Source organism: Lysobacter sp. F6437 (assembly GCF_052547215.1).
This window is the reverse complement of sequence record NZ_JBQWRB010000002.1, coordinates 341742-360883: the sequence shown is the minus strand read 5'-3', so window position 1 is coordinate 360883 and position 19142 is coordinate 341742. Positions and strand designations below refer to the sequence as shown.

Genomic DNA, 19142 nt, shown 5'->3' with positions numbered 1-19142 from the left:
AACGGTATGGCTACGAAACACCAAAACAACGCCTATTCGGCGGCTGAGGGTTGTCGCACTTGGTGGTTGAATTCACCCTTGCTTAGCCGGGTAGCTTTGCCGCAAGTACGTCAACTTTCTCGATGGACGGCGGCTCGGAGAACAACTCACCAGCCTTTGCCATTAACGCTGCTGCGACCTTGCCGGAGAGATGGGCTTGCCGACCCGCTTCATCCGGAAAGGCATCAAAGATTCCGAAAGTACTTGGCCCAAGGCGAATGCCAAACCAAGCAGTGGTGGCAGGCTCCTCATTGACAATGGGAAGACCGCCCATAAGGAAGCTCTCCACCTCTTTCTCTTTTCCGGGTTTCGCTTCAAGGCGAACGAACAACGCTACTTTGACCACGATATGTCTCCTGTTGTTGTAACGACATCACGATACGCCATGTTCTCTTGCAAGCCTAACACCTACATAGACCCCAAAATTGGGGTCTTTCCGATCGTCGTTTGCCCCGGCAGCCGCGTCAACCGCATCCGCACTGGGTTGCCGGGCGCCTCGCGTGAACGGCTGACGGATATGCAGCGCAAATAAAGTGTTATCAGTTATCACTGCACTTCTGGATGATAACCACCCCAGCACGTCTCATTAGTTTAGTACTGCAGGTCCACCGTGGCAGCATCCATCACCCGCGGGTCGCCGGTTTCGCCGCCGCCAAATGTCACGGGACCCGCCTCTGGCGCCAGCGGGCGGTATCCGCTGTCGTAGTCCCAGGTGGTGACGTGCAACTTCGCGCCGGCGAGTGAGTCGGGGGTGCCTAGCGCGGTCGCCGGGAGGGTGAAGGTGATCGTGCGTGCGACGGCGTCGACGTCGATCGCGGCGCCTGGCGTGACCGGGGTGCCTTCGTCGGTGGTACCGGCGCCGTCGAAGCCGAACAGGGCGTTCGACCAGCCGTGGGCGCGCAGGCGGCGGTGCCAGTGCATGCCGTCGGGCAGGTCGGCATGCTGTTGCGGCATGGCGGTGGCGCCGCCATCAACGCCGGGCAGTTGCAGGTAGGCGGTGAAGGCGACGCGGTCGAAGCCGTTGGCGGGGTTCCAGCCGGTGCTGATCCCGGGCAGAGTCAGTTCGAACCGCAATGCGCCGCCGGCGGTCCAGACGCGCACGCGTTCGATGTCGGCCGGGTGCAGGTCGCGCCAGCCGGGATCAAGCGGGTAGCTGTAGTTGCCGGTCGGGCCGGTGTCGTCGCCGTGCGGGTCGGGCTGGTCGACGCGCAATCGCCAGTCGAGGGCGACGCGGAACGGGCGGGCGGGGCTGGTGTGGGCGCTGGTCGGGTCGAAGGCGACGACGCGGTGTTCGATCGCGGGGTCGGTCATGCCGTCGGTGCGGACGGTGGCGTGCCAGCGGCCATCGGCGTCGGCGCGCACGGCGGTGGCGGCGGCGAGGTTGCCGTCGACGACGAGCTGGAAGGTCTGTCCCGGGTGGACGGTGCCGGCGAGTTCAAGGTTGCCGGTGAGGGTGGGTGGGTCGCCGGACTCCTGCGTTTGCAGTGGGGCGATGGTCAGCACGGACGACGCGGTTGCGGTGGTCGACGTCGAGGACGATCCCGGCGGCACGGCCGACGTGGACTCCGACTCGGACGCCACGCCGCCCCGCTCCACCTGCCACACCTGCCCGCTGCGCGACGGCAGCACCAGCGTCACTTCGCCGTCGGCGCCGGCAACGAGGTCGGCAGGCGCGTCGTCGATGCCGAACAGTCCCTGCAGCCGGGTGCCCGCCGGCAGCCCGGTGTCGAGGTGGTCGAGCAGCGCCGGGTGGTCGGCGCTGTTGAGCACGACCAGTGCGGCGTTGCCGTCATGGTCGGTGCGCCACGCAATCGCACCGGCACCGGCGGGATCGGCGGCGAGCACGGTCGGGGTGCCGCGCGAAAACAGTTTGTGGTCGCGGCGCAGGGCGATCGCATCTTGCAGGTAGCGATACAACGGCGCGCCGATGTCGAAGTGGTCGCGACCACCGCTGCCGACGCCCCTGGCAAACATCGATGCGCGGCGTTCGCTGAAGCCCTGTTCGGTGCCGTAGTAGATCACCGGGATGCCGGGCAGGGTCAGCATCGCCAGCAAGGCCTGTCTGAGCCCGGCGCCGTCGCTGCCTGCAAGGAAGCGGTCGACGTCGTGGTTGTCGATGAAGCTCGGCATGCGGTGCGGGTCGGCGTGCAGCGCCAGCATCGACTCGATGCGATGGCGCAGCTCGGCGGTCGGCCGGCCGCGTGCGAACACGTCGCCGAGGCTGCCGTACAGCGGGAAGTTGATCATCGACGGCAGCCCGCCGGGCACGCGCATGTAGCTGTCGAGCTTGCGCGCCTGGGTGTCGTCGAACGGCTTGTCGCTGCCGAAGCCTTCGCCGAACGACAGGAAGTCATCGTGGCCGGTCGCGGCGGCGACGCGTGTCATGCCGGGCGCGGCGGCGTCGTCGCTGTGCAGGAAGTCGGGGAAGAAATCCGCCGGCACGTGGAACGCGGTGTCGACCCGGAATGCGTCGACGCCGACCTCGCGGATCCAGTGGCCGTAGGACGCGCGCAGGGCGTCGCGCACGTTCGGGTTTTCGGTATCCAGGTCGTCGAGGCCGGCGAGTGCGAAGTCGAGTTCCTGCCGGCGCTCGGTGAAGTCGATGATCTCCGGGGTCCAGTGGTAGATCGCTTCGGCCCGCTGTTCCGGGTTGCGCGCGTCGTTGCGGTCGAACGGCGATTGCACCGGCGCGGTGCGGCCGCGGGCGTCGGCGCGGACGCTGCAGTCGCGCCCAGGGTCGAGCGCGCCGTCGTCGCCGGGCTTGCAGTCGAGGTAGTCGGCGACGTGGTTCACCACCACGTCCTGCACCAGGTACATGCCGCGGCCGTGCAACGCGCGCGACAACGCCTGGTAGTCGGCCAGCGTGCCGTAGTGCGCATCGACCGCGCCGAAGTCCGACGCCCAGTAGCCGTGGTAGCCGCTGTAGCTGCCGCGCGGGTTCCACCACTGGTTGGCGACGGGCGGGGTGATCCAGACCGCGGTGGCGCCGAGACTCTTTATATAGTCGAGCCGCCGGGTGATGCCCTGGATGTCGCCGCCGCTGTAATGCGACGGGTCCGTCGGGTCGTATTCGTCGACGCCCTGGTCGTTGTTGCCAAGCTGCGCATCGTCGAAGCGGTCGATCATCAGGAAGTAGATGACCTGGTCGCGCCAGTCCGGTGAAGGTACGTGCAGGGCGCCGGGTTGCGTCGGGGCGGCCTGCGCGGCGACGCCAGCGGTCGCGGCGACCAGCGCCAGTGCGAAGGCCAGCATGCCGCGGCGAAACGGGACCGGAACCTGGCTGGCCTGCATGGAATCCTCCTGCGCGGATGGCGCCGCGTCGCCGCCGGACCGGCACGGACGCAGCCCCGTTCACTATTCCACAGCGCCATGACGGGGTTTCGCGCGGCGCGGGCCTGCCGCCATGAATACGTTTGCACTGCAATTTGTGCAGGGATGCCTGCGTCTACCATCGACCTGCGCCGGGGGATGACGCCCGTGTCGGCAAAACCAATTTGAAGTCTTCGTGCATTTGGAGGGGAGATGTTGAAACTTAAGCGCAACCTGCTGAGCGTGGCACTGGCCTCGGCGACCCTCATGGTCGCTGCCGGCGCGCACGCCCAATCCATCGACCCGACCACCGCGGAGCAGGCCGCCGCCCAGGCGCAGGCCGCCGAAGTGCAGGCCGCCGAGGCGCGCAAGCAAGCCGCCGAAGCCGAGGCGCAGGCGGCCGAAGCCCGGGCACAGGCCGCGGACGCGGAAGCCGAAGCCGCCGAGGCCACACAGCTCGATCGCGTCACCGTTACCGGCATCCGCGCCGGCATCGAGAACGCGATCGAGACCAAGCGCACCTCCAGCTCGATCGTCGAGTCGATCTCGGCCGAGGACATCGGCAAGTTGCCCGACCTGTCGATCGCCGAGTCGATCGCGCGCCTGCCCGGCCTGACCGCGCAGCGCGTCGCCGGTCGCGCCTCCACCATCAGCATCCGTGGCCTGGCCGAGAACTTCGGCACCACCCTGCTCAACGGCCGCGAGCAGGTCAGCGTCGGCCACAACCGCGGCGTCGAGTTCGACCAGTACCCGTCCGAGCTGATCAGCGCGGTCACCGTGTACAAGACCACCGACGCCTCGCTGGTCGGCCAGGGCCTGTCGGGCACGGTCGACCTGCAGACGGTGCGCCCGCTGGCGTTCCCGGACCGGGTGATCTCGCTCAACGTGCGCGGCGAGCGCAACTCGCTGGGCGAGCTCAATGACGGCTACGACGCCAACGGCTACCGCGTCAGCGGGTCGTACATCGACCAGTTCGCCGACAACACCATCGGCGTGGCGATCGGCTATGCGCGGATGGACTCGCCCGGCCAGGCCGAGCGCTGGGAGTCATGGGGCTACCCGACCGACAACGGCGGCGCGCCCGGCAGTTTCCTGATCGGTGGCAGCAAGTCGCAGGCCTCGTCGGTGGAAAACGTGCGCGACGGCCTGATGGCGGTGGTCGAGTACAAGCCCAACGACACCTACAGCTCGGTGGTGGATGCGTACTACTCCACCTTCGACAAGTCCGAGACCCTGCGCTTCATGGAAACCGGCCTGGCCTGGGGCGCCGGCACCAGTCTCAGCAACGCGGTGATCGTCGACGGCTCGGTGATGTCGGGCACGTTCTCGGGCGTGCGTCCGGTGATCCGCAATGACAAGAACACCCAGGACGACGAAATCTTCGCCGCCGGCTGGCGCAACGAGTTCAACTTCGGCGCCGACTGGTCGGCCATCGCCGACATCAGCTACTCCAAGGCCGAGCGCTCGGAGATGCTGCTGGAGACCTACTCGGGCCTCGGTCACGTCAGCGGCCCGCGCACCGACACCGTCGACTTCGTGATCGACCGCGACACCGGGCTGCCGCAGTTCAGCTACGGCGAGGACTACGGCGATCCGTCCAACCTGGTCCTGACCGACCCCGCCGGGTGGGGCCAGAACGGCTTCATCAAGTACCCCGGGGTCGAGGACGAGCTGACCTCGCTGCGCCTGGGCGCGACCCGCAACTTCGCCTCGGGCATCTTCAGCAGCGTCGAGTTCGGCATCAACCACGCCGACCGCGAGAAGCTGCGCAAGAGCGGCTTCGAGGGCTTCCTGCGGCTGCCGGACGGCGCACTTGAAATGGCGATCCCGACCGACATGCTGACCGGCAACGCCGATCTGGGCTTCACCGGCATCCCCGGCATGGTCGGCTACGACATCGACCGCGTGCTCGGCCTGTACGACATCGAGCAGCACGTCCACCAGGACATCGCCAACAAGAACTGGACGGTCAACGAGAAGATCACCACCGGCTACGTGCAGGTCAACCTCGACGCCGACCTCAATGATGGGTTCTGGCTGACCGGCAACGTCGGCGTGCAGGTGGTCCGCACCGACCAGAGCTCGGACGGCTACATCGTGCCGTTCGGCGATGCCGCCACGCCGGTGCCGCTGGAAGGCGGTGACGAATACACCGACATCCTGCCGAGCCTCAACCTCGCGCTGGCGATGCCGCACGACCAGAAGCTGCGCTTCGGCCTCGGCCAGCAGATGGCACGGCCGCGCATGGACGACCTGCGCGCCAACCAGAACGTCAGCATCGACGCCAGCCAGGGCGTCAACGGCGAGTGGCGCGGCAGCGGTGGCAACCCCGGGTTGCAGCCGTGGCGTGCGACCGCGCTCGACCTGTCGTACGAGAAGTACTTCGGCGGCCGCGGCTACTTCTCGCTGGCCGGCTTCCACAAGGACCTGCAGTCGTACATCTACAACCAGACCGTGGCGTACGACTTCAGCGGCTACGACCCGCGCGGGTTCAACCCGGATTCGCCGATCGGCGAGTTCACCACCCCCGAGAACGGCGAGGGCGGCAGCCTGTACGGCTTCGAGACCGCGCTGTCGGTGCCGCTGGACCTGCTGTGGCAGCCGCTCGACGGTTTCGGCCTGATCACCAGCTACTCCAAGACCAAGAGCGCGATCGAGCCGCTTGGCCCGGGCGGTGGCAACGAGCCGCTGCCGGGCCTGTCGGAGGAGGTCTCCAACATCACCCTGTACTACGAGAAGAGCGGCTTCTCGACCCGGGTCAGCCAGCGCCACCGTTCGCCGTTCCTCGGCGAGGTGCAGGGTTTTGGTGGCGACCGCCAGAAGCGCTACATCGACAGCGAGGACATCGTCGACTTCCAGGTCGGTTATTCGTTCGCCGACGGTACGCAGCTGCAGGGGCTGTCGCTGCTGCTGCAGGCCAACAACATCACCAACGAGCCGTACCGCGAGTACTACCCCACCTCCGGCAACCTGCCGCAGATGTACAACGAGTACGGCCGCCAGGTATTGCTGGGCGCCAGCTACAAGTTCTGACCGTCGGACCCCCGTGGTTGGATACCCTGCCCCCTGTCGGCTCGCGCCGGCAGGGGGTTTTTGTTTGGGGGACGCCCTCCTGGATTTTGTAGGAGCGGCTTCAGCCGCGATCGGATGGTTGGTCGTTCGCGCCGACTCCCGATCGCGGCTGAAGCCGCTCCTACAGGGGGACGGTGTCGACGGCTGTATACGTATTCAGCACGCGCGGGGCGATGCTGCAGTGCGGGCCGGGGTTAGCGTTGTCTGGTCGACGGGGAGGACGTGCGCTTGGGCAACGGTCTGGATGCGGGTGCGGTGCAGGTTTCGGTATTCGTCGCGTTGACCGCGCTGGTCGCGCTGCTGACCTGGTGGCGCTGCCGCCGCGAGGTGCGCAGCGCCAACGCGTCGCGTGACTACTTCCTTGCCGGCGGCACGCTGGCGTGGCCGTTCATCGCCGGCTCGCTGCTGCTGACCAACCTCAGCGCCGAGCAGATCGTCGGCATGAACGGCGCGCAGATGATGCTGGTGGCGTGGTGGGAGTTCGGTGCCGCCGCCGGCCTGCTGGTGCTCGCGCACGTGCTGGTGCCGATGTACTACAAGTACAACTGCACCACGACCACCGAGCTGCTGGAGAAGCGCCTCGGCGACCCGGCATTGCGGCGGGTGGTGTCGGTGCTGTTCCTGCTCGGCTACATGTTCATCCTGCTGCCGGTGGTGCTGTACACCGGCGCGGTGTTCATGAAGTCGATGTTCGGGCTGCAACTTCCGGTGCTGCTGATCGCCGCGCTGTTCGCGCTCGGCGGGTTGATGTACGCCGCTTTCGGCGGGCTGCGCGCGATCGTGATTTCCGACACCTACAACGGCCTCGGCCTGCTGGTGATGGGGCTACTGGTGGCGTTGTTCGCGATGGTCGCGGTCGACTGGGACCTGTCGGGCATTCCGGCCGAACGCTGGACGCTGATTGGTGCCGACGACTCCGACATCCCATGGCACACGCTGCTGACCGGGATGGTGTTCATCCACATCTTCTACTGGGGCACCAACATGCTGATCGCCCAGCGCGCGATGGCGGCCAGGTCGATCCGCGAGGCGCAGAAGGGCATCTATGCGGCCGCGGCGTTCAAGCTGTTGACGCCGTTGATCGTGATTCTGCCGGGGGTGATCGCCTACAAGCTTTATGGCGATGTCGGCGACGTGGCCTACGGGCGGCTTGTCGGCGACGTGCTGCCGCCGTGGCTGTCGGGTGCGTTCGCGGCGGTGATCACCGGGGCGGTGCTGTCGAGCTTCAATTCGTGCCTGAATTCGGCGTCGGCGTTGTACACCTGCGACATCCACCTGGCCAAGGTGAATCCGGATGCCGACGTGAAGCGCGTCGGCCAGTGGGTGGCGGTGGTGTTCGCGCTGGTGTCGGTGGCGATGGTGCCGCTGTACCAGCATGCGCAGAGCATCATCGCGACGTTGCAGCAGCTCAACGGGCTGTACTCGATGCCGGTGCTGGCGGCGTTCGTGGTGGCGGTGGTGTTCAAGCGCATCGACTCGCGCGCGGTGCGGATCGGGCTGGTGTTCGGCGTGCTGTTGTACGCGGTGTTTACGTTTGCGTGGACGCCGCTGCACTACATCCACCTGATGTTCATCACGCTGGTGGCGACGGTGCTGGTGACGTGGGGGTTGAGCCGGATGCTGGCGGGGCGGGAGACGGCGACGCTGGCGGGCGAGCGCGGCTGACCCTGTCGCGATACCGACCGTACTTCTGTAGGAGCGGCTTCAGCCGCGATCGGACGGTCGGTCCGTCCAAACCGATTCCAGATCGCGGCTGAAGCCGCTCCTACAAAAGCATCAGGTGCGCCGCGACGAGCCGGAGGTCAAACGGAATCCGTGCAGGCCTGTGCCAACGCGCGGATACGGTCCCAGTCGCGCGATGCCAGTGCGTCCTTCGGCACCATCCATGAACCACCTACGGTGACCACGTTGCCCAATGCGCGATAGCGCGGGGCGGAGTCGGCGTCGATGCCGCCGGTCGGGCAGAACTTCGCCTGCGGGAACGGGCCGGCGAACGACTTCAACGTCGCGACGCCGCCGGCGGCCTCGGCCGGGAAGAACTTGAAGCGGCGATGGCCGTGTTCGAGGCCACGCATCAGTTCGCTGGCGGTGGCGATCGCGGGGATCCACGGGATCGATGCGTCGCGCGCGGCGATGTAGAGCGCATCGGTGGTGCCGGGCGAGATCGCGAACGCGGCGCCGGCGGCGACCACGGCATCGAGGTCGGCGGCCGTCAGCACGGTACCGGCGCCGACGATCGCGTCGGGTACTTCATCGGCGATCCGGCGGATCGCGGCCAGCGCGACGTCGGTACGCAGGGTGACTTCGAGCACCGGCAGGCCGCCTTCGACCAGCGCGCGCGCCAGCGGCACCGCGTCGTCCAGATGGTCGATCGCCAGTACCGGCAGCACCGGCGCGCGGCGCAGGAGCGCGTCGATGGTGTCGACGGCGGTGATGTCCGGCGCGGCCGGGCTATTCATGGGCGACTCCCGTTTTGCCGCCCCGGCGCAATGCGACGGCGGCGCCGAGCAGTCCGGGGTTGGGATGGGTGACGACCTGGACCGAGACCGATTCCAGGTAAGCGGCGAAGCGGCCCTTGGACAGGAACCGCTCGCGGAACGCGCTGCTGCGCAGGAACGGCACGAAGCGCGGGATGATGCCGCCGGCGATCATCATCGTGCGCGCGCCGTGGATCAGTGCGACATCGCCAGCGACGCTGCCGAGGATCCCGCAGAACCGCGCCAGTGCGCGTCGTGCGAATGCGTCGTGGCCGTCGAGTGCGGCGGCGACCACCGCGGCGGGGTCGCGCAGGTCGCTCACGCCGCCGGTGGCGTCGACCGTGCCGCGCAGCACCGCGTCGATGCAGGCCAGGCCGCTGCCCGACAGCAGCCGTTCGTAGGAGACGCGACCGTGGCGCGCGTTCAACCAGCGCGCGATCGCCTGCTCCTCGTCACCAAGCGGCGCGAAGCTGACATGGCCGCCCTCGGTCTCAACCGCATGCCAGCCGTGATCGTCGGCGGCCACCAGCAGGCCGACACCAAAACCGGTACCGGGGCCGAGCACGCTGACCGGGCCCTGCAATCCCGATTGCACGGGTCCGTACAGCGCGATGCGGTCGTCGGCCTGCAGCGCCGGCACCGACCAGGCCACCGCGCCGAAGTCGTTGAGCAGCAGCAGTTCGTCGAGGCCGAGCGACTGGCGCAGTTCGTTGCGGCTGAACGACCACGCGCGGTTGGTCAGGCGGATGTCGTCGGTGTTGACCGGACAGGCCAGCGCGATCGCCGCGCGGCGCGGCTGCGCGCCGACCGACTGCAGGTAGTGTTCGGCGGCGTGTTGCAGGCTGGCGAAGTCGGCGTTCTCCAGCGACTGCGATTGCAGCAGCTGGGGGGTCGTCGCAGTCGGGTCGGTCAGGGCGAAGCGTGCGTTGGTGCCGCCGATGTCGGCGATCAGTTCAAGCTCGGCCGCACTCATGCATCGACCTCCGCGCCCGGCAGCGGGTGGATGCCGGGTTGGTGCGGCAGTGGCTCGGGGCCACCGGTTTCGACCATCGCGGCATGGGCAGTTGGACCACCGCCGGGTAAACCCGCGAACAGGCTGCAGGCGCCCTGCTCGGCGGTGCCGGCGTTGGCGCGCATCAGGCCGAACAGCTCGCGGCCCATTCCGACCTGGCTGTCCGCCCGCAACGCGTTCGACAACGGACGCGCCTGCAATTCCGCCGCGTCGACCTGCAACTCCATCACTCCGGCTTCGGCGTCGAGGTGGATCAGGTCGCCGTCACGCACGCGCGCGATCACGCCGGCATCGGCCGCTTCCGGGGTCACGTGGATCGCCGCCAGCACCTTGCCGGAGGCGCCGGACATGCGGCCGTCGGTCAACAACGCGACGTGCTGGCCACGGTCCTGCATCACGCCCAGGGTGGGGGTCAGTTTGTGCAACTCGGGCATGCCGTTGGCGCGCGGGCCCTGGCCACGCAGGACCACGACGAAATCGCCCTGGAGCTGTCCGGCCTGGAACGCGGCGATGACCGCGTCCTGCGACTCGAACACCCGCGCCGGCGCGGTGATCGCGCGGTGCTCGGGCGCGACCGCGGAGATCTTGACGATCCCGCGGCCGAGGTTGCCGGCCAGCCGACGCAGTCCGCCTTCGCTGTCGAACGGCAACGCGGCGCCGCGCAGCACGTCGGGGTCGAGCGACGCCACCGGCGGATCGCGCCAGCGCAGGGTGAGGTCGTCGAGGTACGGCTCCATCGCCTGCTGGCGCAGGTCGCCACCGTGCACGCAGCGGATGTCGGGATGCAGCAGTCCGGCGTCGAGCAGTTCGCGGATCGCGAAGCCCATGCCACCGGCGGCGTGGAAGTGGTTCACGTCGGCGCTGCCGTTGGGGTAGATCCGCGCCAGCAGCGGGGTCGCCTTCGACAGTTCGTCGAGGTCGTCCCAGTCGATCAACACGCCGGCCGCGCGCGCGATCGCGACCAGGTGGATCGCGTGGTTGGTCGAGCCGCCGGTCGCGGCCAGGCCGACCATCGCGTTGACCAGCGCCTTCTCGTCGACCGTGTGTGCGAGCGGAATGTAGTCGTCGCGCAATGCAGTGATGCGCAGCGCCTGTTCGGTCGCGGCCACGGTCAGCGCGTCGCGCAACGGCGTACCCGGATTGACGAACGCGGTACCCGGCATGTGCAGGCCCATCACTTCCATCAGCATCTGGTTGGAATTGGCGGTGCCGTAGAAGGTGCAGGTGCCAGGGCCGTGGTAGCTGCGCGACTCGGCATCAAGCAGTTCCGCGCGGCTGGCCTTCCCCTCGGCGAAGCGCTGGCGCACCGCGGCCTTTTCCTTGTTGGGCAGCCCCGAGGTCATCGGTCCGGCCGGCACGAAGATCACCGGCAGGTGGCCGAAGCTCAGCGCGCCGATCAGCAGGCCGGGCACGATCTTGTCGCACACGCCCATCAGCAGCGCGGCGTCGAACATGTCGTGCGACAACGCGACCGCGGTCGCCAGCGCGATGGTGTCGCGCGAGAACAGCGACAGCTCCATGCCGTCGCGACCCTGGGTGACGCCGTCGCACATCGCCGGCACGCCACCGGCGACCTGCGCGGTGCCGCCGGCCGCACGCGCGGCGGCACGGATCAGGCTCGGGTACGGCTCCAGCGGCTGGTGCGCGGAGAGCATGTCGTTGTACGCGGTGACGATGCCGATGTTGCCGGCGTGGCCGTCGCGCAGGGTCGGCTTGTCGTTTCCGGAGGCCGCGAAGCCGTGCGCGAGGTTGCCGCAGGCGAGTTGCATGCGCGCGGGTCCGGAATCGCGCGCCGCGTCCATCCGTCGCAGGTAGTCGGCACGCGGGCCGCGGCTGCGCTCGATGATGCGATCGGTAACGCGGGCAATGGTGGGGTGCAGACTCATCACGGACTCCAATGTACGTGCAACTGCGCGGTCGCGGCGTGCAGGAAGGCGGCGATCGGATGTTGCAGCAAGTCGTGCGATGCAGCGGCGCGACGCAACACCGCGCGCTTGGCTTCGCCGACGATGACCAGGTGCAGCGCGCGTGCACGCAGCAGGCGGGCGGCAGTCAGGGTGATCCGCGGGTATGGCGCCTCGGGCGGCAGCGGCTGCGGGTCGATCCTGCAGGCGTCGACCGCTGACGCCGGATCCAGCGCCTCGGCCAGTCCGGGCACGCCGGGGAACAGCGATGCGGTGTGCGCATCGGCGCCCATCCCGAGCACCACTGCGTCGAACGGCGCGGGATGGTGAGCCAGGGTCGCGCGCGCACGCGCCTCGGAACGTTCCGGATCGCCATCGGGAGTGGTCAGTGCAAGCAGCTGCGCGCCCTCGGCCGTGTCGAACGCGCTTCCGATCGCCGCTAGGTTGCAGGCCTGATGATCGTGCGGCACGCAGCGCTCGTCGGTCGGCACCAGCATCACCTGCGGCCACAGCAGGTCGCTCGCGGCCAGCCGCCGGTACAGCGGCAGCGGCGTGCCCCCGCCACCAAGCGCGAGCCAGGCCTGGCCGCGCGCCGCCACGGCATCGGCGCAGGTCGCCCGCAACTGCTCCGCGAGGCTCACGGCCAGTGCCTCGGCATCGGTGTAGTCGTGCTCGACGAAGGCCATCAGTGCGTCACCCCAGACATCGTCGTCATTCGCGCCATGCGTGGCCATGGCGATCGGTCAGGGTGACCGCACTGCCCGGTCCCCAGGTGCCCGCCGGATAGGTCTTGGGCACCATGCCGGCGTGGCGCCAGCCATCGTGGATCGCGTCGACCCACCGCCACGCGGCCTCGGTCTCGTCGCGGCGCACGAACAGCGTGCCGTTGCCCTCGATCGCGTCCATGTACAGGCGCTCGTAAGCCAGCCGGCGCCGGTGCGCTCCGAACTCCTCCTGCATGTCGAGGTCCAGCGCGACCTGCGACAACTGCAGGCCAGCGCGGTCCAGGCCCGGGGTCTTGCTCATCAGACGCAGCTCGATGCGCTCCTCCGGCTGCAGGCGGATCACCAGCGCATTGGGCTGCAACGCGCTGGCGCCGTGGTCGAAGATCGAATGCGGCACGCTGCGGAACTGCAGGTAGATCTCGGTGCAGCGCTGCGGCATGCGCTTGCCGGTGCGCAGGTAGAACGGCACGCCCTTCCAGCGCCAGTTGTCGATCCGCGCGCGCAGGGCGACATAGGTTTCGGTGGTGCTCGGGCGGCCCGCGCCGCTATCGGACAGTTCATCGCGGTAGCCGGGCACCGCCACGCCATCGACCGCACCCGCGCCGTACTGACCGATGACGGTATCGGCGGCCACCTGCTCGCGACCGATCGCGCGCAGCGAATGCAGCACCTTGATCTTCTCGTTGCGCACCGCGGTTGGCTCGAACTGCGACGGCGGCTCGATCGCGACCAGGCACAGCAGCTGCAGCAGGTGGTTCTGCAGCATGTCGCGCATCGCACCGGAGCCGTCGTAATAGTCGCCACGGCCCTCGACCCCGACCGTCTCGGCGACGGTGATCTGCACCTGCTCGATGTGCCGCGCGTTCCACAACGGCTCGAACAAGGCATTGCCGAAGCGCAGCGCCAGCAGGTTCTGCACGCCTTCCTTGCCGAGGTAATGGTCGACGCGAAACACGCGTTCCTCGTCGAACACCCGGGCGACGCCGTCGTTGATTTCGATCGCACTGGCGAGGTCGTGGCCGAGCGGCTTTTCCAGCATCACCCGGGTACCGGCGCCGCCGAGGCCGTGCTGGCCGAGCGCGTCGCAGATCGGCGCGTACCAGCGCGGCGCGGTGCTGAGGTGGTAGACGACATCGCCGTCGCGCAATGCGGCGATGGCCTCGCACAGCGACTGCATCGACGCTGCATCGTCCACCGACGCCGCCTGGTAGTGGATGCGTTGCAGCAACCGCGCCAGCGTGGCGTCGTTGCGCTCGGCGGCCGGCACGTACTGTCCGATTGCGTCGGCGACCAGCGCCTTGAATCCCTCGAGGTCCAGCTCGCTGCGCGCGGTACCGAGTATCCGCAACGCCGGCGGCAGCAGGCCGTCGTTCTCCAGCCCGTGCAGCGAGGGCAGCAACATGCGGCGGGCAAGGTCCCCGGTGGCACCGAAGATGGTCAACAGCGAGGCGGGCGTGCCGTTCATTGCGTGATCCGTGCGGAGAACACGCAGACTAATGCCGACAGCCGGCACACGACCAGTGCATACGTTTGCAGGTGCGGTCAGGCCTCAGTATCCGGCATCATCCCGCGGATCGCGTTCGGGCCATTGCTGCGGCACGTTGCGCAGATTGTCGAGCGAGTAGCCGAGCGCCTGCAGTTTCGTCAGTGCCGCCGCGTAGTCGGCCTCGGGCATCGTCGGCGTGCGTGCCATCACCCAGGCGTAGTCGCGCGCGCTGCGGCCGATCACCGTGTACGAGTACGCTGGATCGAGATCGACGATCACGTACTCGGCCTTGATCGGCCAGACGAACTGCATGCCCCAGACCGCGCCGTTGGTGCCGGGCTGGACGAAGCCGACGGGCCGCATCGTTTCCAGCGGCGCCTGGAACCCGCCCTCGCGATAGCGATAGGTGGTCTGGACGCTGCCGTCGTCGCGCAACGCATAGGTCTCCACGGCGTTGTAGGCGTTGTCCTCCCAGCGACTCGGGATGTGGGCAATCACGTACCAGTCGCCCATGAAGCGCGGCAGGTCGACCTGGTCGACCGGGGTGATCGTCGGCGGCGCGTGCGCGCACCCGGCCAGCATCGCCGCCAGCGCCGTGACTGCCGCCCCGATGCGCCCTCGCCGCGAACTCATGCCTGCCGCTCCTTGCGGAACAGGTAGTGCCCGACCATCCACTCACTGCCATCGGCGTAACCGAACAATTCCGCGCAGGCCATCCAGAACATCCGCCAGCGCTGGAACCACAAACCGGCGGCATCGCCATAAGCCTCGCGCAGGATCGGCATCACCGCTTCGCGTCGCCGGTCCTGGTTCTGCAACCAGTGGTTGGCGGTGCGCTGGTAGTGGCGGCCATCGACCAGCCAGCGCTGTTCCATCCGCAGCGCGCGCTGGAACCAGGAGAACGTGTCCGCCGATGGCATCAACCCACCAGTGAAGAAGTGCCGGCCCATCCAGTTGTCGCCGCCGTCGGTCTCGAACGGGTACAGCAACGTGCGGTGGCAGAAGATGTGCACGAACAGGGCGCCGTCGACGCGCAGCCAGTGGCCGATGCGATCCAGCAGGGTCCGGTAGTTGCGCATGTGCTCGAACATCTCGATCGAGATGCAACGGTCGAACTGCGCCGGCTGCAGCTCCAGCCGGTTGACGTCGCAGGTCAGTACCCGAACGTTGCCGAGTTGCAGCTCGCGGCAGCGCGCTTCGATGAACTCGCGTTGCGAGCGCGAATTGGAGACCGCCGTGATCCGCGCGTTCGGGTAACGCGTCGCCATCCACAGGGTCAGCGAACCCCAGCCGCAGCCCAGCTCGAGGATGTCCTGTCCATCCGCCAGCTGCGCGCGTTCGCCGTAGAGTTCGAGCATCGCGTCCTCTGCCTCGGCCAGTGACTCGCCGCCGCTCGGGTAGTAGCACGACGAGTACTTGAAGCGCGGTCCGAGGCACTGCCGGAAGAATTCCGCCGGCAGCTCGTAGTGCTGGCGGTTGGCGGCGTCGACATGGATCGCGACCGGGCTCTCGCGCAGCATCGCCAGCTGGCGACGAAAGCGCAGGCTTTGTGCTTCCGGGCCACCTTCGCTCTCCTCCCGCAGGCGCTGCGCGCACATCCGGCGGATGCCCAGGCGCAGCGCGACATCGGGGACACGGCCGCGTTCGGCCAGACCGAGCAGGCCATCGGCGGGGACGTCGGGTGCCAGGTCGGCCACGGTGGCAGTGTTCATTGGGTGCTCCTGGAAGCGGGGCGTGAGGGAAACCACGGAAACAGCATCGGCGTGCTGCGCTGGTACTCGCGGTAGTCGTCGCCGCGGGTGCGAAGCGCCTGCGCCTCGGTGTAGGGAATGCCGCTGATCCAGCGCAGGAACACGAACATCACCAGTGGGCCGGCCCAGGCCAGCCACCACCAGGGCGAACCGACCGCCAGCAGCACGTAGGTGAACCAGTGCAGCCATTCGAAGAAGTAGTTCGGGTGGCGCGAGTAGCGCCACAGTCCGCTGCGGCAGGTGCGACCGCGGTTGGCTGGGTCGGCGCGGAAGCGGGCCAGTTGGGAATCGGCCACGGCCTCGCCGGCGACGCTGACAACCCACACCGCGATGCCTGCCACCATCCATCCGGTCACGCCGGATACCGGGTTGCGCGCCACCGCCATGAACGGCACTGCGAACAGCGCCACCAGCAACGCCTGCAACTGGAAGAACGCCAGCCATTTGCGCCCGTCCTGCTGCCATCGTCCACGCAGGTGCGCGTAACGGCCGTCTTCGGGCTCACCGCGGACGCGTTGCCACAGGTGCCAGCCCAGTCGCAGACCCCAGCCGCCGGCGAGGATCGCCAGCAGCGTGCGCGGCAACGGCGCGCCGTCGCCCGATAGCGCGATCACCAGCGCGGCGATACCAATTCCGAACGCCCACAGCGCATCCACGATTCCGGCATTGCGATGCCTGCGTTGCCAAGCCCAGCCCGCCAGTTGAAGGACGGCCGCGATCGCCCACGCCAGCACCAGTCCACCGAACGCGCTCATCGGACCACCTGCCGCGGTGTCGCCATCGTGGCGGAATTGCGACGTTGCCAACGCCCGGCCAGCACCATCAATACGGTCATTGCAATCGCCCAGCCGACCGAAAGCGCCGCAAGCCCATTGAACACGGGGACGGAGAACTCGACGGCGCCGAAGCCGCGCGCCGCACCGAGGTAGGCCATCGGACCGCCGACCGCACCGAGCAGCGCGGCGAGCCCCGCGCGGCCACGGATGAACCCCATCGAGTGATTGACCGTCATCGCGAACGCCGCCCACAGCGCGAGGATCCAACCCGGCGCGATCAGTGCGGGGAATGCTCCGGCATAGCGCAACAGGTCCGAAGCGGCGAGGCTGCCGTCGACGGCGATACCGAGCAGCAATGCACAGCCCACCACCCGCGCGTCGGCACGGCGGACCGGCGACGCCCACCATTGCACCGCCACGAACATCAGGGCTGCAGCGATGCCCCACCCCGGCCGTTCCCGCGCGGCGCTGATCACCACCGCGAACCAGACCAGCTGGTAACCGATCAGGTTGGTCCAGAAGCGCATGTCAGGCCTCGATCCGGTCGAGACCGGCCAGGTATTCGGCGTCACGGCTATGCGGCTTGGCCAGCAGCATCTGCGCGACCCCGATCGATCGTTCGCGGAAACCGCCTTCGCAATAGGCCAGGTAGAACTCCCACATGCGGATGAAGCGTTCGTCGAAGCCTTGCGCACGGACCGCCGGCAGGCGCCCCATGAAGCGCTGGCGCCAGTCGGCCAACGTGCGGGCGTAGGACGACCCGAAGTCCTCCAGGTGGACCATCGCCAAGTCGCAGCTGCGGGTCTTGGCGGCGACCATCGCGCCGACCGACGGAATGAACGAGCCGGGGAACACATGGCGCTTGATGAAGTCGACCGAACGCAGCGCGCGCTGGTAGCGGTGGTCTTCGATGGTTATCGCCTGGATCACCGCCAGGCCGTCGGGCTTGAGCAACGTGCCGAGCTTGGCGAAGTAGGTATCCAGGTAGGCGGCGCCGATCGCCTCGACCATCTCGATCGAGACCAGCTTGTCGTACTGGCCGTCCAGGTCGCGATAGTCCTGTTGCAGCAGCGTGACCCGCTCCTGCAGTCCGGCCGCGGCGACGCGTGCGCTGGCCAGTGCGTGCTGTTCGGGCGAGATGGTGGTGGTGGTGACATGGCAGCCGTAGCGCGATGCCGCATGGATCGCGAAGCCGCCCCACCCGGTGCCGATCTCCACCACCCGGTCGCCGGGCTGCAGCCGCAGCTTGTCGCACAATCGGTCGAGCTTGCGCCGGGACGCCTGCTCCAGGCTGTCGTCCTCACCGGCATACATCGCCGACGAGTACATCAGGTCGTCCGACAGGAACAGGCCGAAGAACTCGTTACCCAGGTCGTAATGCGCCATGACGTTGCGACGCGAGCCGCTGCGGGTATTGCGACGCAGGGTGTGCAGCCCGCGCATCGCCATGCCGCCAAGCCGCGCCGGCCCGGTTTCCATGCCATCGAGCAGCTCGCGGTTACGCACCAGCAGCCGCACCAGTCCGACCAGGTCATCGCATTGCCAGGCGCCATCCATGTAGGCCTCGGCGGCGCCGACCGAGCCGTTCGCCGCGACCGCGCGATAGAACCGCGGATCGTGCACTTCAAGTGTCAACGGCGGCTCGGCGCTGCCACTGCCGCCCAGCTCCATCGCGCCGGATTCGTCGACGATGCGCAAGGCGCGACCGCGCAGGGCGCCGAGCCGGGACAGCAGGCGCGCGCGCAGCCAGCGATCCAACCCGCTGGCGACGGCGGAGGGTCGGGCAGGCGTAACGATCGGGCTGGAGTTCATGGGCGGTCTCGCGGAAGGTCGGGATGGGGATGGACGGGGGTGCGCTTGAGCCACAGTCGCAACGCCTGCCAGTGGATGGCGGCGACTACTTGCACGGTCATCAACGGGTAACGCCACAGCACGCGCGCCAGCGCCTGGCGGTCTAGCGGGCGGCGCTGCAGCGATAGCGAGGCATCGAACTCGCGTTCGCCATCGCGCAACACCTCCATGTGGATCCGCAGTTCCTTCCCCGGCGGGGTGAGCGCCCAGTGGTAGCCGCAGTCCATCGGCAGGAACGGCGAAACGTGGAAGCGCTTGGCGAAGTCCCAGTGCCACGCGTTTCCGCGGACGCATGCCGAAGCGGTGGGCAGCACGTAGGTATGTCGTTCATGCCAAGGGGTATTGGTGATCTCCGCGACGATGTACTCCAGAGTCCGGCCATCCGCCGCGTAGCAGTAGTAGAAGCTCACCGGGTTGAACACGTGGCCGCCATAACGCAGGTGGGTGAGCAGGCGGATCGGGCCTTCCGGCGTCGCGCCCACCGCCGCGTGGACGCGACGTCTCACCGCGTCGGCCAGCCCCAGCGACGACGGACCCAGATAGTCGCTTCGGCGGAACTCGGCCAGGTTGCGGCGATTGGTCGACCACAGCCAGCGGCCGGCGAACACCTGGTCGAGCTCGTCCAGGTCGAGATAGAGTTGCGCCATCCGGTACTCGAATGCGTGCGCCTGCGGCTTGTGCCGACGATGGACCACCCGCCCCTCATAGATGGCGCTGGCGGTCACGCCGTGGCTCTCGAC

Annotated in this window: 15 protein-coding genes; 2 read left to right on the top strand and 13 right to left on the bottom strand. The window is 68.2% G+C overall.

Features of this window, described 5'->3' with window-relative positions; genetic code table 11:
- Positions 1–82 precede the first annotated feature (82 nt).
- Together ACT9F5_RS10175 and ACT9F5_RS10170 are read right to left on the bottom strand one after the other, a co-directional pair.
- Positions 83–385 carry a putative quinol monooxygenase gene (locus ACT9F5_RS10175; RefSeq protein WP_267172971.1) on the bottom strand — a complete coding sequence of 101 codons (303 nt, stop codon included), beginning with the start codon at positions 383–385 and terminating at the stop codon, positions 83–85.
- 245 nt (positions 386–630) lie between these two features.
- Positions 631–3330, bottom strand: coding sequence for an alpha-amylase family glycosyl hydrolase (locus ACT9F5_RS10170; RefSeq protein ID WP_445119828.1), 2700 nt, complete (start codon positions 3328–3330; stop codon positions 631–633).
- A 231-nt stretch (positions 3331–3561) separates the two neighbouring features.
- On the opposite strand from ACT9F5_RS10170, the gene ACT9F5_RS10165 reads away from it, so the two are divergent.
- Together ACT9F5_RS10165 and ACT9F5_RS10160 are read left to right on the top strand one after the other, a co-directional pair.
- Positions 3562–6381: a TonB-dependent receptor gene (locus ACT9F5_RS10165; protein ID WP_445119827.1), complete on the top strand. Its 2820-nt coding sequence runs from the start codon at positions 3562–3564 to the stop codon at positions 6379–6381.
- A 267-nt stretch (positions 6382–6648) separates the two neighbouring features.
- Complete coding sequence (locus ACT9F5_RS10160; protein WP_445119826.1) at positions 6649–8085, top strand: solute:sodium symporter family transporter; 1437 nt, start codon at positions 6649–6651, stop codon at positions 8083–8085.
- 137 nt (positions 8086–8222) lie between these two features.
- Here the strand turns inward: ACT9F5_RS10160 and eda are convergent, their stop codons facing one another.
- The 11 genes from eda to ACT9F5_RS10105 all read right to left on the bottom strand — a co-directional run bounded on the left by eda (position 8223) and on the right by ACT9F5_RS10105 (position 19127).
- Positions 8223–8879, bottom strand: coding sequence for a bifunctional 4-hydroxy-2-oxoglutarate aldolase/2-dehydro-3-deoxy-phosphogluconate aldolase (gene eda, locus ACT9F5_RS10155; protein ID WP_445119825.1), 657 nt, complete (start codon positions 8877–8879; stop codon positions 8223–8225).
- Positions 8872–9870 carry a glucokinase gene (gene glk / locus ACT9F5_RS10150; RefSeq protein WP_445119824.1) on the bottom strand — a complete coding sequence of 333 codons (999 nt, stop codon included), beginning with the start codon at positions 9868–9870 and terminating at the stop codon, positions 8872–8874. The genes eda and glk overlap by 8 nt, the downstream gene beginning before the upstream one ends.
- Entirely contained in the window at positions 9867–11795 is a 1929-nt protein-coding gene (gene edd, locus ACT9F5_RS10145; protein ID WP_445119823.1) for a phosphogluconate dehydratase, read from the bottom strand. The genes glk and edd overlap by 4 nt, the downstream gene beginning before the upstream one ends.
- A complete protein-coding gene (gene pgl, locus ACT9F5_RS10140; RefSeq protein ID WP_445119822.1) occupies positions 11795–12547 on the bottom strand; it encodes a 6-phosphogluconolactonase in 753 nt (250 codons plus the stop codon). The genes edd and pgl overlap by 1 nt, the downstream gene beginning before the upstream one ends.
- Entirely contained in the window at positions 12525–14003 is a 1479-nt protein-coding gene (zwf, locus tag ACT9F5_RS10135) for a glucose-6-phosphate dehydrogenase (RefSeq protein ID WP_445119821.1), read from the bottom strand. Before zwf ends, pgl begins: the two co-directional genes overlap by 23 nt.
- An 84-nt stretch (positions 14004–14087) precedes the next feature.
- A complete protein-coding gene (locus ACT9F5_RS10130; RefSeq protein WP_445119820.1) occupies positions 14088–14657 on the bottom strand; it encodes a lipocalin family protein in 570 nt (189 codons plus the stop codon).
- Positions 14654–15736: a class I SAM-dependent methyltransferase gene (locus ACT9F5_RS10125; RefSeq protein WP_445119819.1), complete on the bottom strand. Its 1083-nt coding sequence runs from the start codon at positions 15734–15736 to the stop codon at positions 14654–14656. The genes ACT9F5_RS10130 and ACT9F5_RS10125 overlap by 4 nt, the downstream gene beginning before the upstream one ends.
- Positions 15733–16530, bottom strand: coding sequence for a DUF1295 domain-containing protein (locus ACT9F5_RS10120; protein ID WP_445119818.1), 798 nt, complete (start codon positions 16528–16530; stop codon positions 15733–15735). Before ACT9F5_RS10120 ends, ACT9F5_RS10125 begins: the two co-directional genes overlap by 4 nt.
- On the bottom strand, positions 16527–17078 hold the full coding sequence (locus ACT9F5_RS10115; protein WP_445119817.1) for a DUF2878 family protein: 552 nt from the start codon (positions 17076–17078) through the stop codon (positions 16527–16529). The genes ACT9F5_RS10120 and ACT9F5_RS10115 overlap by 4 nt, the downstream gene beginning before the upstream one ends.
- A 1-nt stretch (position 17079) precedes the next feature.
- Positions 17080–18363, bottom strand: coding sequence for a class I SAM-dependent methyltransferase (locus ACT9F5_RS10110; RefSeq protein WP_445119816.1), 1284 nt, complete (start codon positions 18361–18363; stop codon positions 17080–17082).
- The gene (locus ACT9F5_RS10105; RefSeq protein WP_445119843.1) at positions 18360–19127 is read right to left on the bottom strand and encodes a DUF1365 family protein; all 768 of its coding nucleotides are present in this window, start codon (positions 19125–19127) and stop codon (positions 18360–18362) included. Before ACT9F5_RS10105 ends, ACT9F5_RS10110 begins: the two co-directional genes overlap by 4 nt.
- Positions 19128–19142: the final 15 nt, after the last annotated feature.

Excerpts from the sequence above, each read along its gene's own strand:
- ACT9F5_RS10170 (WP_445119828.1), bottom strand. The coding sequence starts at position 3,330 with ATGCAGGCCAGCCAGGTTCCGGTCCCGTTTCGCCGCGGCATGCTGGCC.
- ACT9F5_RS10115 (WP_445119817.1), bottom strand. The coding sequence starts at position 17,078 with ATGCGCTTCTGGACCAACCTGATCGGTTACCAGCTGGTCTGGTTCGCG.
- ACT9F5_RS10125 (WP_445119819.1), bottom strand. The coding sequence starts at position 15,736 with ATGAACACTGCCACCGTGGCCGACCTGGCACCCGACGTCCCCGCCGAT.
- edd (WP_445119823.1), bottom strand. The coding sequence starts at position 11,795 with ATGAGTCTGCACCCCACCATTGCCCGCGTTACCGATCGCATCATCGAG.
- ACT9F5_RS10120 (WP_445119818.1), bottom strand. The coding sequence starts at position 16,530 with ATGAGCGCGTTCGGTGGACTGGTGCTGGCGTGGGCGATCGCGGCCGTC.
- zwf (WP_445119821.1), bottom strand. The coding sequence starts at position 14,003 with ATGAACGGCACGCCCGCCTCGCTGTTGACCATCTTCGGTGCCACCGGG.
- ACT9F5_RS10130 (WP_445119820.1), bottom strand. The coding sequence starts at position 14,657 with ATGAGTTCGCGGCGAGGGCGCATCGGGGCGGCAGTCACGGCGCTGGCG.
- pgl (WP_445119822.1), bottom strand. The coding sequence starts at position 12,547 with ATGGCCACGCATGGCGCGAATGACGACGATGTCTGGGGTGACGCACTG.
- ACT9F5_RS10165 (WP_445119827.1), top strand. The coding sequence starts at position 3,562 with ATGTTGAAACTTAAGCGCAACCTGCTGAGCGTGGCACTGGCCTCGGCG.
- glk (WP_445119824.1), bottom strand. The coding sequence starts at position 9,870 with ATGAGTGCGGCCGAGCTTGAACTGATCGCCGACATCGGCGGCACCAAC.
- eda (WP_445119825.1), bottom strand. The coding sequence starts at position 8,879 with ATGAATAGCCCGGCCGCGCCGGACATCACCGCCGTCGACACCATCGAC.
- ACT9F5_RS10110 (WP_445119816.1), bottom strand. The coding sequence starts at position 18,363 with ATGAACTCCAGCCCGATCGTTACGCCTGCCCGACCCTCCGCCGTCGCC.